Annotated in this window: 13 protein-coding genes and 1 tRNA gene; 11 read left to right on the top strand and 3 right to left on the bottom strand. The window is 56.0% G+C overall.

Going from position 1 to position 12,995, the window contains the following annotated elements; translation table 11 throughout:
* The first annotated feature begins 92 nt into the window (after positions 1-92).
* The 6 genes from metF to Thiofri_RS20530 all read left to right on the top strand — a co-directional run bounded on the left by metF (position 93) and on the right by Thiofri_RS20530 (position 5,531).
* The gene (gene metF / locus Thiofri_RS20505) at positions 93-971 is read left to right on the top strand and encodes a methylenetetrahydrofolate reductase [NAD(P)H] (protein ID WP_009148001.1); all 879 of its coding nucleotides are present in this window, start codon (positions 93-95) and stop codon (positions 969-971) included.
* A gap of 480 nt (positions 972-1,451) precedes the next feature.
* Positions 1,452-3,551, top strand: coding sequence for a SulP family inorganic anion transporter (locus tag Thiofri_RS20510; RefSeq protein ID WP_040856222.1), 2,100 nt, complete (start codon positions 1,452-1,454; stop codon positions 3,549-3,551).
* Between the two features lie 177 nt (positions 3,552-3,728).
* A tRNA-Leu gene (locus Thiofri_RS20515) sits at positions 3,729-3,813 on the top strand.
* A 261-nt stretch (positions 3,814-4,074) separates the two neighbouring features.
* Positions 4,075-4,983 carry a recombination-associated protein RdgC gene (locus tag Thiofri_RS20520; RefSeq protein ID WP_009148004.1) on the top strand — a complete coding sequence of 303 codons (909 nt, stop codon included), beginning with the start codon at positions 4,075-4,077 and terminating at the stop codon, positions 4,981-4,983.
* 135 nt (positions 4,984-5,118) lie between these two features.
* On the top strand, positions 5,119-5,346 hold the full coding sequence (locus Thiofri_RS20525; RefSeq protein WP_009148005.1) for an AbrB/MazE/SpoVT family DNA-binding domain-containing protein: 228 nt from the start codon (positions 5,119-5,121) through the stop codon (positions 5,344-5,346).
* Entirely contained in the window at positions 5,343-5,531 is a 189-nt protein-coding gene (locus tag Thiofri_RS20530; RefSeq protein WP_009148006.1) for a hypothetical protein, read from the top strand. The genes Thiofri_RS20525 and Thiofri_RS20530 overlap by 4 nt, the downstream gene beginning before the upstream one ends.
* A 300-nt stretch (positions 5,532-5,831) precedes the next feature.
* Here the strand turns inward: Thiofri_RS20530 and Thiofri_RS20535 are convergent, their stop codons facing one another.
* Together Thiofri_RS20535 and Thiofri_RS20540 are read right to left on the bottom strand one after the other, a co-directional pair.
* Positions 5,832-6,101, bottom strand: a complete 270-nt coding sequence (locus tag Thiofri_RS20535) for a DUF4224 domain-containing protein (protein WP_009148007.1) — start codon at positions 6,099-6,101, stop codon at positions 5,832-5,834.
* Positions 6,098-6,355, bottom strand: coding sequence for a carbon storage regulator (locus tag Thiofri_RS20540; RefSeq protein WP_190275791.1), 258 nt, complete (start codon positions 6,353-6,355; stop codon positions 6,098-6,100). Before Thiofri_RS20540 ends, Thiofri_RS20535 begins: the two co-directional genes overlap by 4 nt.
* Positions 6,356-7,137: 782 nt before the next feature.
* Here Thiofri_RS20540 and Thiofri_RS20545 point away from each other — a divergent pair.
* Positions 7,138-8,037: a phosphate-starvation-inducible PsiE family protein gene (locus Thiofri_RS20545; protein WP_009148009.1), complete on the top strand. Its 900-nt coding sequence runs from the start codon at positions 7,138-7,140 to the stop codon at positions 8,035-8,037.
* 146 nt (positions 8,038-8,183) lie between these two features.
* Here Thiofri_RS20545 and Thiofri_RS20550 read toward each other — a convergent pair whose 3' ends face one another.
* Positions 8,184-8,450 carry a hypothetical protein gene (locus tag Thiofri_RS20550; RefSeq protein ID WP_009148011.1) on the bottom strand — a complete coding sequence of 89 codons (267 nt, stop codon included), beginning with the start codon at positions 8,448-8,450 and terminating at the stop codon, positions 8,184-8,186.
* Positions 8,451-9,032: 582 nt separating this feature from the next.
* Between Thiofri_RS20550 and Thiofri_RS20555 the strand changes: the two genes are divergently transcribed.
* From Thiofri_RS20555 to Thiofri_RS20570, 4 genes are all read left to right on the top strand, one after another.
* Positions 9,033-9,575, top strand: a complete 543-nt coding sequence (locus Thiofri_RS20555; RefSeq protein WP_009148012.1) for a YcjF family protein — start codon at positions 9,033-9,035, stop codon at positions 9,573-9,575.
* A gap of 13 nt (positions 9,576-9,588) precedes the next feature.
* Complete coding sequence (locus Thiofri_RS20560) at positions 9,589-10,443, top strand: hypothetical protein (RefSeq protein WP_009148013.1); 855 nt, start codon at positions 9,589-9,591, stop codon at positions 10,441-10,443.
* 190 nt (positions 10,444-10,633) lie between these two features.
* On the top strand, positions 10,634-11,395 hold the full coding sequence (locus Thiofri_RS20565; protein ID WP_009148014.1) for a hypothetical protein: 762 nt from the start codon (positions 10,634-10,636) through the stop codon (positions 11,393-11,395).
* Positions 11,392-12,780 carry a hypothetical protein gene (locus tag Thiofri_RS20570; protein ID WP_009148015.1) on the top strand — a complete coding sequence of 463 codons (1,389 nt, stop codon included), beginning with the start codon at positions 11,392-11,394 and terminating at the stop codon, positions 12,778-12,780. The genes Thiofri_RS20565 and Thiofri_RS20570 overlap by 4 nt, the downstream gene beginning before the upstream one ends.
* Positions 12,781-12,995 lie beyond the last annotated feature (215 nt).

A 12,995-nucleotide genomic window follows, 5' to 3' on the forward strand; every position in this document is an offset into this window, starting at 1 on the left:
CGGGCGACCTGGGAGAGGCAACTTGGTGGGTAACCTCCAGATCGCCCAATCCCCGCGCGCCCACTCCCGCTCACTATCGCGAAGGCCATACCATGACCAAGCATCTGCAAGACACCCTGAGCTTCGAGGTGTTTCCGCCCAAGACGGACGAGGGGATGACCAAGCTCAAACGCGCGGTCACCCAACTGAATCAGCTCAAACCACTCTACTTTTCATGCACCTACGGCGCCGGCGGTTCCACCCGCGAGCGCACCTTCGAGACTGTCTCCTGGCTGCGCGAACAAGGCATCGAAACCGCGCCCCATCTTGCCTGCATCGGTTCCGGCAAGGAGGAAATCCGCGACATTGTCGAGCACTACAGCCAACAGGGCATCACCCGCCTGGTGGCACTGCGCGGCGATCTGCCCTCCGGCATGGGTCGACCCGACCGCGGCACCTTTCGCTATGCCAGCGAACTGGTCGCATATCTACGCGAAGCCTATGGCCAGCAATTCAGCATCGAAGTGGCCGCCTACCCGGAATTCCACCCACAGGCCGCCTCAGCCAGCGCCGACCTAGAGCACTTCAAGCACAAGGTGGCCTGCGGCGCGGACACCGCTATCACCCAATACTTCTACAACGCCGATGCCTACTTCGCCTTTGTCGACGCCTGCGAAAAACAGGGCATCGCCGTGCCCATTATTCCCGGCATCATGCCCATCACCAATTACTCCCAGCTCGCGCGCTTCTCAGACGCCTGCGGGGCCGAAATCCCGCGTTGGATACGCCGCCGGCTGGAAGCCTTCGGCGAAGACCGCGAGGCCATCCGCGCCTTCGGCCACGACGTCGTGCTCAAGCTGTGCGAGCGCCTAGTCGCCGGCGGCGCTCCGGGGCTGCACTTCTACACCATGAATCAGGCCAAGCCCATCCTGGCGCTATGCACCGACCTCGGCGTCACGCCAAAGCTAGCCGGGGATGCGGCGGCAGATTAAGGGTGGATTAACCTCGGTGTCGCGATCAAGTATCCCAGCGGCCCGCTTGTTGCGGCGAGATGATTCGCCGAAGCGGAGTTGACCGATACGACCTTGAGGATTGCTCGCAAAATCAACCAAGCCCGGATCGGCCACAACCCAAAGTAACTGCGAATTGTCAGCGACAAGCGCCCGGATGCTTTTTACAGTGGTAGCCGAAATCATCCACTCCTCCTTGGATTTGGCCGCCCCACGCCTGTGGCGCGGCCTATTTTTTGCGCCCCACAGCCGCTCAGCCAATCCGCAAAATTTAGCCGACACCGGGTCCAAAACATAGCCATTTATCGATAGATCGCACGCTCAACATCTATCATCAACGATGGCGGCATGGGTTAATCTAAGCGGTCAAATCGGCGATGAAACAAGCCTCCCGCGCGCTTCATGCTGCGCCCTGCCCCGAATGCCGCAAGCCCCAACAGTCAGTCGAATCTGGTGAGTCCGATGAAATCTCCGCTCCTGCTGGCCCTGCTCCCCTTCCTGCGCTGGTTCCCCATGACCCGCGTCACACTGCAAGCCGACTTGATCGCCGGCATCACAGTCGCACTGGTGCTGGTACCACAGAGCATGGCCTATGCCCAGCTTGCCGGACTGCCGGTGGTCTATGGGCTCTATGCTTCCTTCGTTCCCGTCATCATCGCCTCGCTGTGGGGTTCGTCCAACCAACTCCACACCGGCCCGGTGGCCATGCTCTCGCTCATGTCCGCTGCCGCGGTGCTGCCGCTGGCCGCTTTCGGCAGTAAAGAATTCCTGCAACTGTCCATTATGCTCGCGCTCATGGTCGGAGTGCTGCGCCTGCTGCTCGGACTGCTGCGCTTGGGCATCATCGCCAATTTTCTATCGAGCCCGGTCATCATCGGCTTCACCAATGCCGCCGCCCTGATCATCGGCCTGTCACAGCTCAGTAAGGTGCTCAATGTGCCCTTCCCGCGCACCGACAGTTTCGTGGTCGATCTCTGGACAGTGATTGAGCAATTACCCAGCTCCCATCTGCCAACCGTGCTGTTCGCGCTCGCCACGGTCGCCATCATTGTGGGCACCAAGAAGATCGCCCCCAAGTTGCCCGGCGTGCTGCTTGCCGTGGTTCTCGCCACCCTTGTCAGCTGGCTGATCGGCTTTGAGCGCAACCAAGTCGTCAGCGTCGATGCCATTCAGGACCCCGCCGCGCGCCAGCTCGCATTGGACTACGCATCCAACGCGCGCGCCATCGACGCGCTCGGGCGCAACACCGCCAGCATCGCGCAGGACATCCGCGAACTGGCCAAAGCCAAAGACAACGACCGCTTCGGCGAACTCGCCCTGATGGAAGCCGACCTGCGCGTGCTAAACCGCGACATGGAACACCGCAAACTCTCCAACAATGAGCGCCAGGTCGACCTGCACAGAATGCGCTTCGAGCATGCCGTCACCTCTGATGGCCAGGACATCTTCTTCCGTCGAGGCCAAACCCCACCCGGGATTACCGCAGATAGCCACACCTGGCGCATCAGCAAAGTCCAGGATGACAACATCACCTTCATGGGCGGCGGCGCCGTGGTCGGCACCATTCCCGCAGGCCTGCCCCAGTTTCATCTGCCAAGCTTCAAACTCGACTTCTTCTGGGCCCTGCTGCCCTCGGCACTGGTCATGGCGCTGATCGGCTTCATGGAGGCCACCTCCATCTCCAAAGCCATCGCGGCCCAAACCAAAGAGCGGGTTGATACCAGCAAGGAACTCATCGGCCAGGGCCTGGCTAACATCGTCGGCAGTTTCTTCAGCTCCTTCACCGTTAGCGGCTCTTTCTCGCGCTCGGCGGTGGCGGCCAAAACCGGCGCCAAGACCGGGCTCTTCGCCATCTTCAGCGCCATCGCCGTGATGCTGGTGCTGCTATACCTGACGCCACTGCTCTACCACCTGCCGCAAGCGGTACTGGCAGTCATCGTCATGATGGCGGTGTTCGGGCTGATCAACATCCGCGCCCTGATCCGCGCCTGGCGCATCGAGCGGCAGGAAGCCATCGCCGGTTTGGTCACCTTCGCCGCCACCCTGGCCATGGCGCCGCAACTCGCCAATGGCATCCTGCTCGGCGGTGGCCTGGCCATCATTTTATGGATGCTGCGCACCATGAAACCGCGCACCACCATTCTTGGCCGCGACGCCGACGGCACCCTGGCCGGTGCCGCCGAAAACAACCTGCCACCCTTAGGGAAAAACTTCATCGCCGTGCGCTTTGACGGCTCGCTCAACTTCGTCAACGCATCTCACTTCGAGGACATGTTGCTCGAAGCTCGCATGCAAAACCCCCAGGCCAAGGCCGTGCTGGTCATCGGCAGCGGCATCAACGCCATCGACGTCTCCGGCGAAGAACGCCTACGCGATGTCATCGACACCTACCGCGACAATGGCATCGAAATCTACTTCTCCAGCCTCAAAGCCCAGGTTTACGAAGCCCTGGAACGCGGGCGCCTGTTCGACATGCTCGGGCGCGACCATTTCTTCCGCACGAAAGAACGTGCGCTCATCTTCATGGAAAGCACCTACGACAGCGACACCCTGACGGCCTGAGCAAACCGAAAGCTCACCCAGGCTCAGACCACCTGATCCGAGCCGCTGTCGCAGCCTCTAACAGGCGCCCCGATTCCCTACTGCGGGGCAACGATCATCACCGCACTGGCCAGCCCCGCCCTGGTCAACTAAACTTCGCACTTGGCGCTGGCCCCAACCAGCGCTCCCACCTCTCACGCGCGGGTGGCGGAATTGGTAGACGCGCTGGATTTAGGTTCCAGTGGAGTAATCCGTGGGGGTTCGAGTCCCCCCTCGCGCACCATCTGCATTCAACGGGCGCCACTAGCGCCAACTCGTCCCAAGATGGATGCAAGTCTCGGAAAATCTCTGGCAGCAACCTTTGGCTGGCTCGGATTGCTGGATCTATCTGCATCGATCATGGTTCCCATCGGGGACGCAGGAATTTCTAGCGCTCTGGCAAAAAGCAGCCTGACTGAGGTTCGCCGCAGTATGACCATTTGGCTTGCATCGATGCGCCAGCAGCGCATAATGCGGCCCTTTTGCTGAGCTTTAAGGAGTCCATGTGTTCAGAAATGCCAAGGTTTTTCGTCTCGAAGGCGGGTTTGCTCTCGACCAACTGCAACTGCACGAGCAGCTTGGCGCGCGCGCCTTCCGGCCCTGTGGTCCGCTCGAGACCGCCACACTCGGCTGGGCCTCACCCTTGGGACCCAATGCCGAGACCCTGGCGCATCAAGTCGGCGGCTGCCTGCTGATCGCTGCACGCCGCCAGGAGCGACTGCTGCCGGCCTCGGTAGTAGCCGAGGCGGTGGCGGAAAAGGTCGCCGAGATTGAGCAGAGCGAGTCGCGCGATGTGGGCCGACGCGAGCGCAGCCGCCTGCGCGAGGAACTGTTGACGGAAATGCTGCCCCGTGCGTTCACCCGCTCGCGCTTGCTGCGCGCCTACGTCGACCCAAGCGCCGGCTGGCTGGTGGTGGATGCCTCCAGCGACAAACTGGCCGAGGAACTGGTCAGCCTGCTGCGCGAAAGTCTCGGCTCTCTGCCAGTCAAGCCACTGCGCGCGACCACCGCCGTGGACGAGCGCCTGAGTGCCTGGGTGGCGAGCGATGCCGCCCCAAGCGGCTTCGATATCGAGGATCAGTGCGAACTGCGCGACCCGGGCGACAGTCGCGGGGTAGTGCGCTGCCGCGGGCAGGACTTGACCAGTCCGGAAATCAAGGCCCATCTGGACTCAGGCAAGCGAGTGGTCGCGCTGGGGCTCACCTGGAACGAGCGACTATCCCTGGTGCTGGGCGAGGACCTGTCGCTCAAACGGCTGCGTTTTAGCGACGAACTGGTTGAGGAAGCGCTCGCGGATGAATCCGAGGACGAGCAAGCGCGTCAGGATGCCGAATTCATCATCATGTCAGCCGAGCTGCGCACTCTCCTCACAGCACTCAGCACCGAGTTTGCCCCGACGCAGGACGGGGCTTAAAAAAAAACGCCGCATCGACCTCGGTCCTGATGGTGGGCGCGGCTGGTTCTGGATCGGCTGCTGAAAAAGCAGGCGGGCGGGCACGAGATTTCAGGATTGACTGCGTATGTGAACTGAATAGGAGGCCGAATTGTTATGAGTACCGAGGGGATTCTGCAACAAATTGGCCTGGATTATGTAGTCAAGATTCCCCGAGAATTGGTCCAGAGTCTGGATTTGAAGCCGGGGGCTGTTCTGGATATCCGCGCCGAACAACAGTGCTTGATGATTGCGCCTGTAAACACTGAACTAGCAGAGGTGCAGGAGATTCACCAGGAACTAATGGAAAACTATCAGGCCGCCTTCAAAAAATTGGCCGAATGAGCAAGTCGCCGCGTTTTTTAAGCAAACAGGCTATTTTCATGGTGCATCAGCAGCAAATCGAACGCTTTGGCGGTTCGCCGGGACTGCGTGATGAATCGCTATTGGAATCAGCTTTGGGCGCGGCCGAGCACGGCTGGTATTACACCGGAGATATCTATCAGACAGCGGCCCTGACGTCACGCTGATGTTTGAACGGCTGAGGTGATGCAAACGACCGGGTGACTTCGGAAACTCTGTTACCCCTGGTCGGCCCCAACAAAAAACCGGCATTAAGCCGGTTTTCTAAGTGCTTGATTCTTTGGTGGGCGCGGCTGGTTTCGAACCAGCGACCCCTGCCGTGTGAAGGCCCAGCGACAAAGGAAAACTTTTTAAAAACAGCAGGCTAGTGCGCTCTGATTCATGCAGATTTGTCGCAACCGGTCACCTCTGTTCCTTGGCAGTTTATATTTTGTCCCACTTCTGCCCCACTGACAAATTGGTTGGACCTACGTGTCTTCTGTGCCTTTTGGCCTTGGCGGCAGGTCGTAAGGAATCCGAATCTCGACGTCGCCGGACTGAAATCGCGTTCCAGGTGGCGCGGAGATCAGGCGCAGCTTATTGCGGAAAGCTTCCCGAGCCACCCGTGGCCGCCCCTTCCTGTCCGGGAAGAACGGGATACCAAGTTCCCGCAGATGCTCACGCTGCTTGTCGGCGCGGACATACCCGGTTAAATCGGCAATGTCCTCGTCGGTCAGGAAGAAGGGTTCGTCGTTCATGGCTGCTTCCTCCGGCGACGCGGGCGGGTGCGGATGATGATCTGCTGCCTGTCAGATGTTACCCCTGGTGCTTGTGCTTCGACGTCAGCCTCGGGTGCTTCGCCGCCAGTGTCGACATACTCACCGCGCAGTTCTCCTCGATAGATATTCCAGTCGTTCGGCGCTCTGATACCGATTTTGACTTGGTTTCTGTCAATGGCCACGCAGCTGATCTGTACGCGATGGCCGCCGAGGTCCTCGGGTAACTCGAGCATGATCAACTCGCCAGGCCTTCGCGTAAGGATGAGCCCTACGGAGCGGGATGTGTCGTTGTTCTGCGGTGTATTGGGCATGTAATGGCCCTCCATGGTGATGGTGTAACGGTGGGATGTTGCTGTGGTCCGCCTTCATGGCGGTGACCACAGCCTTTGCTGAAGCCTGCGTCTCCCGGGACAGTGGCGCGCTGTGCCACTCGGGTGACCCAGAGGTTGCTGCTGACACATCGCCTCGATGCGCAACGACAATGGGGTGTGTTGTCATCAAGCCCGGGGAGCCCCACCCACCACGCGCCCAACGGGCGCACTCCTGCGTGCAGCGAGGGTTGTGCTGCGGGCGCACCGGCGGGTTGGGTGTCGGTAGCCGGCCAATGGCTGTTGGCTTCCTGTTCCACCTCCACCTTTCACGTCGCGCCCAGCGGGCGCAATGCGTCACTCGATGATTGCGGTTTGATGTGCTGAGGCTGGGTTCGTAGCGGCCGGGCGGTTAGGGATCAGGCTGACGACAGCAGATGGCCGCAGTCCACTGGGTCATCTCACCATTTTCCATTCGGGCGTGAGCCTGGTGGAGAAAGGGTGGGACTCTATTGCGGTGAGAGGGAATCCGAAGTGGGGGGTGGGGTTTGAGTTCCCGGGTATGGGGGAGTTGACTCGGTCGGCGAACAACCCACCTCAGAACACGCCGCACGCGGCTTGTTTGCGGTACCCTTCTCCCTGCCGACACCAATGTCATCAAAGCCGCTGTCGCGCACCCGCGAAGCACTTGCCCGAGGAGCTAGTGGATGATTCAACTTGTCTATATCAGCGCTGCTACCGCGCCCATGTCCAAGCAGGACTTAAAAGACCTGCTCCAGTATTGCCGTCAGCACAATCCGCAAATCGGCGTGACCGGGATGCTGTTCTACGGCAACGGTACCTTCTTGCAGGTGCTCGAGGGCGAAGAGCAGGTTATCGACGAGTTGCTCGACACCATCGAACAAGACCCGCGCCACACCGGTTTGCAGGTGATCCAGCGCAAAGCGATTACCGAGCGCGAGTACGCTGACTGGAGCATGGGCTTTCAGCAGGTATCAGAGCGCGCGTTGCGCGCGGCCGCTTCAGCCGAGCTGGACGACTTTCATGAAGGGGATTTTAAAACCGGCTACCTGCGTGAGCACCGCATTGTGGTGCAGAGCTTGATGGATCACTTCCGCAAGCAGCGCATCAAGGCCGCCGGCCAAAGCGAGCTGGGCGTCGATGAAGAAGACGCCATGATCAATGTGCTGCACCGGATCATCCGCCTGTCAGTGCGCGCGCTGGCCATCATGATGGTGATCACCATCGTCTGGGGCGTGCTGGAGGTGGGCTATGCGCTCTACAGCCAGTTGCTCGCGCCTGCGGTGACCGATCTTCGCATCAACGACATCGTGGTGATTTTCGGTGCTTTCCTCTCTGTGCTGATTGCCATCGAGATCTTCGTCAACATCACCCTGTACCTACGTGATGACGTCGTGCATGTGAAGCTGGTCATCGCCACGGCGCTCATGGCCATCGCGCGGAAGGTGATCGTCTTCGACTTCGAGAAGCTGACGCCGATGTATATCCTTGCGACGGCTGCCGTGGTGTTGGCGCTTGGCCTGGTCTACTGGCTGATGGATCGCCAAACTGTCATCGGCGCACGGTATCAGCGGCCAGAGGCCTGAGCCCTCCACCCCAGACCCCAGGCATACGCCTCAACGCCCCCGCGATAGGGGCACACCGCAAACCCAGCCTGGTACTCGTAGTACCCCTGCCAGAAGGCGAAGGCGGCGGTTTGCGGTGTGCTAGGTAGAGGCATCAGGCCACTCGTTTACTTCTGCGACTCTTCCCAAGCCAAGAACTCACCCACGACCGAGCGGATGCGCCCAGCGGTGCCCTTCGGCCAGTCATCGCGAGAAGCCAGGTAGGCATCAATGCGCGGTTTGAACTGCTCGGCCAGCACATGACGCATGGCCTCGGCCTCGGTGGTGAAGAACTTGCCGTCTGGGGTCTTGAAGGTTTGTACCCGCTCTACGGATGGAGTGATAGGGGTGACGTTTGCGGCTGCGGGCTCACGCTTCGACTTCGTCCTTTCCAACCGAAAACGCTGCGATACCTGCGCTAAACACAGTTAGCAGCAAACAGGGTCACTTGCACGCCTTGCGTTTTCTGTACAAAACCCTGCGCGGGGACCAAGCCATTTCTTTTTGTGTACCATAAATATCCCACTCGCTTCTTATAAAGGGTTAGGCGAACCCCAATCGAATACGATACACCGCCACGGTTATGTTTGTAGGGAATATCCCTACAAACATTTGCTACCAAAGCCAAAAACCCTCATTTTTGGCCTGATTTACGTGTGCGGTGCTAAATACTTTATGTGCGGTCTTTTTTGCTATAGTGTTTGCCATGGTGGGCAAAGAGGCGGGGGTCCGGCAGATGCCGTTCGACGCCTCTTGCACGCTCGACAGGCAACCAAATCAGCAACGGCAATCAAGGGGGCCTTCCGAGGCATGTTCAAGTCACTGTGACCTCTGCTAGGCAACCCCTCGCAGATCATGAGTGCGTTAGGACGTTGCCTAGGGTCTTCTGAAGGAACGGGAAAACCTCGGGCCAGGTTTTCCCGTGTGCCTCAGGTTTGCTGTCGTCATGTCTCGGCAAATACGGAGTTGCATGCAGGATGGACATCATTGAATCGGCGAAAAAGCGAATTCAGCGTGAAGTCACGGACATCGAGAATCGCACGGACCTGACCGACGATCAGAAACGTTCTCGCATCATTCACATCTTCTCGGCTACCTGCGCGGCTGTCGCGGTGCAGCCGATTCCCTTCGCTGACATCTTTGTGCTGACGCCCATCCAGGCGTACATGGGCACGCGACTCAGTGCCATCCGGGGCATGCCACTCTCTGAGACGGAGGCCAAAGATCTGGTGGTTGAGATCGGTGGCGTCGTCGGTCTGGGCATGCTCGCTCAGCAGATCGCCCTTGGGCTTTACAAGACCGGGCTGCCCTTCTTGGCCGGCTTTACAACCATTCCTTTGGTTTACGGGCTGACATATGCCATCGGCCGGGTCATGGATCTTTACCTAGCGCATAAGGAGCGAGGTCAGACGTTAAGCCAGGCGGATATGCGCGCGGCTTGGGCCAAGGCGCGCGCAGAAGGCAAACAGCAGGCCAAGGCAGCCAAGTCCGAGGTCATGCAGCGCAAAGACCAGTTGTAAGTGTGAGCGGCCTGTGATTGCGGTCAAGCACATCTCCCGGCGTTTTGACGAGGCGGCGGTTCTTGCGTCGCTGGCAAAGGTTGCCTTCGAGCCGTCCGCCTCTCTCAACGACCAAGATTTGGCGGTGCTCGCGGCCTTGCGCCGGTCTTCTCCAGAGTGGGCGGAGCTATCGGTCGAGGAGACCAGCGCAAGGCTTGCTGGTTATGACGAAGATCAAATTGCCGGGCTGGTGAACAATACCAAGGGCATCCTGCATGAGATGGAGTTCCAGCGCCTTGAGAACGAGGACGGGGACTCGGTCTTCGCGGCGCTCTATCCCGACACCAACCACCGCGCCGTCGATGTGCAGATGTTGGACCGTTCATCGGGAGAGAGCTGGTCACTGCAGCTGAAAGCCACCGACGACCCAGGCGCGATCAACGCCTGGATGGCCGCTAATCCTGACACAGAGATTCTCGTCACCGATGAACTGGCGGAGAAGATGGATCTGCCCTCCTCCGGCCAGTCCAATGATGATCTGACGATGCGGGTGGAGGACTTCGTCGACCGGATGCTGGAGTTCCAGAATGATCCCTCGCTGTGGGATCACTTCCCCGTATTGGTCGTCGCCTCCTCCGGGATCATCGTGTTTGAGTTATGGCGTCGGTATCGCAGCGGAGAGATGGCTTTCGAGCAGTTTCGCGACATGACGATCAAGACGCTCGGGCTGAAGGCTGCCAAGTATGTGACCTTGTTCTCGGCTCTCGCAGTCCCCGGTCTGAATGTTGTTGTTGGCGCTTATCTGCTTGCCTCCTTAATCCTTAATGTCAGCGACATCGCCGGGAGAGCATCGTCTTTTCGTCCGTTTGCGTTCTTGCGGGCAGATTAGTCGATTCGCCGATGAAGCGAGAAAACCTAAGCATTGAATCAATAAACATCCCCCTCCTTCTCCATGAATAAAATGCTATCTTGACTGCTTTAAGCCGCTGGTCATATCGACCCTGCCCAGACTTAGATCAATTATCAGAAAAGCAATCTTTTAGACTGGTTTTTTTCATATGCAACTTAGAGTATACGAAATGCTTTCAAAACGCATCTTCTTAGTTATCTTAGTTTTATTTTTGTTCTCGCCGCCAACAAACTCCTATGTTGGCCCCATTATTAAATCCCTTTATGCAATTTCCAAACATGCAGATGTTTTGCCTGATAAGGAAATCATCCGCCTCGCCATTCTGGCAAGGAAACCAGGTGGAGTACAAAAAATTGGCAAGATACTCGCTGGAAGCCCTTCGGAAGTTATTGAAGATACATATTTGCGAATTGCAGTAAAAAATGGAGTTATTGACCGCGCCACTGCGGAAGGTATGTTCTTAAGATTGTCGGGTACACGTGGGTTTTCATCAAACCTCAGAAAAATAATGGGCGCTCCGCCCCACTCATTTGGATTCTTAAATGAGCTATTAATTGCTGATAATGCGGCCAAGAAGGGATTTAAAGTGGTTGAAATAGGCAAAAAATTTAATGATGGACTAAGGAGGAGTGATACCGACATAGACGTCGTTTTAGAAAAGTCAGGCAAAGTCTTCGCGATTGAAGCAAAAAGCCGATCTGCTTCAGGAAAAATAAATATGGATGCTGTCCGTGCCGACATGGATACACTAGTGAAATATAAAGAACAAAACTCAAGCGTTATACCGGTTTTCACTATCACTAACCTGCCGAATGATCAACAATACATCAGGATGCTTCAAAAAGAAGCTGACAAAAGAGGTATTCAGTTAATATTCGGCTCCCAACAAAGCCAGGTCGAGCAAATTGACATGTTGGCGGAGTTGTTATGAAAGCTCTGGTCACCATAACTATTCTTATGATGCTTTTGCCTGATACAGCCCAATCTGCCAAGGAGTACGCTACTTTCGAAGCTTTTTATCAAGAATCAGCCGGTGTAAGTTGGGTTCTCGCCGCACTGGCTGCGTTAATCGCGGGGGCTTTCATATACTTTTCCGGTGGTACTGCAAGCCCCTTAGTCATAAGCATTGGAACCTGGATTGGCCAGACAATGGGATTGTCCGGTATTGTTGCAACCAAGGCCGGCTTAGCCCTACTCGGCGCGGGCTCAATAGCGTCGGGCGGCTTTGGTGTTATCGGAGGTACCGCAGTATTAACTGCTGCATTAACATTTAGTACCGAATTAATTTTCGATTATTCGTTAAGCAGTGCGGTCAATGAATACCAGTACAACAAGCTCCAAGAACATAGCCAGCAAATGCCAACCCTTCCACTTCCCCTCAATGGGTCAGGCCCTTCTCAATACAGGAAGGCTTTACGATTGCTCGACGAGATCGATGATGATCTGCCAATTTTCTCTCCATATAATAAGGTCATCATTAATGACGCAACTGAGCTGTTACGGATGCTGCCTTATAAGTCAAAAAAAAGTGGTAAAACGACCTATCCTCTTCTCATTCTGACTCCCGTCACTGCCGTACGCTTTTTAGGTCGTGAAAGCTCGAGTCCGGAGAGGCTAATAAAAACAATTTCATTGCTTTCTCTCCTTGAGTTTGTTTCAAATGATTATGTCGAGGCCAAGGAATACGCAAACGCTGCAATAAAAATGGCTCGCAAGTCAGAAATCCGACGAACCCTTCCCGCATTTATTTATGCCACAAGCGTGCTCTATGATGAAAACCCGCATTTCATTAAGAACCATAAGAATTTTTTTAATTATGCTATTCTGGCCGAGCCCGACAATCCCTTAATCCCCCTTCTATTTTCGCTGTATCTTGACAGATTACTTCTCCGTATTGACGATGGCACACTTGATGAAAGATCACTTTTTAAAGTTTTTGAGACAATGCGTGACCCATCTGTAAGAGACTTTCAAATACCAAATTATACCATTATGCTTTCTAGATATTTAATGAGGTTAAAATTGGAGCAGCAAAAAATAGCTTCACTATCAACGTCGATGAACAGCACGATCAAAAACAGCAAGAGAACACTTGAGGTTTTGGAAGACTCACTTAAGTCATACGAGATCTTGCTCAAAGACGGCGACATTGTCCTGAAGGAATTATTAGCAACAAAGTATCTGTGGACTGATGATGAAGCCTTTTCTGAGGCATGGAATATGGGAGATCTGATGATAAATTATGTTGTAGACAAACGGAGATTAAATGATCTAGTAGAGAATCTGAGAACGTTTCAAAATCAATCCCGCAGATAATGTAAATAAAATATATAGATCAGCAACTTAGCGCAATAGAAAAAAATTGACTCTCAATGTTAACTTGTCGATTTTACGTTCGCAAACCAATTCGGTGAGTTTCAAGTTACAATTTACGGATAGAAAATTATTCTATACAGTAACTAAAGATTGAAAGTTTGCGTTCCTGACTAATTCACTCTCTAGATACTTTGGTTCGCATTGGCGGCAATTCA

Source organism: Thiorhodovibrio frisius (genome assembly GCF_033954835.1).
GTDB classification, from domain to species: Bacteria; Pseudomonadota; Gammaproteobacteria; order Chromatiales; family Chromatiaceae; genus Thiorhodovibrio; species Thiorhodovibrio frisius.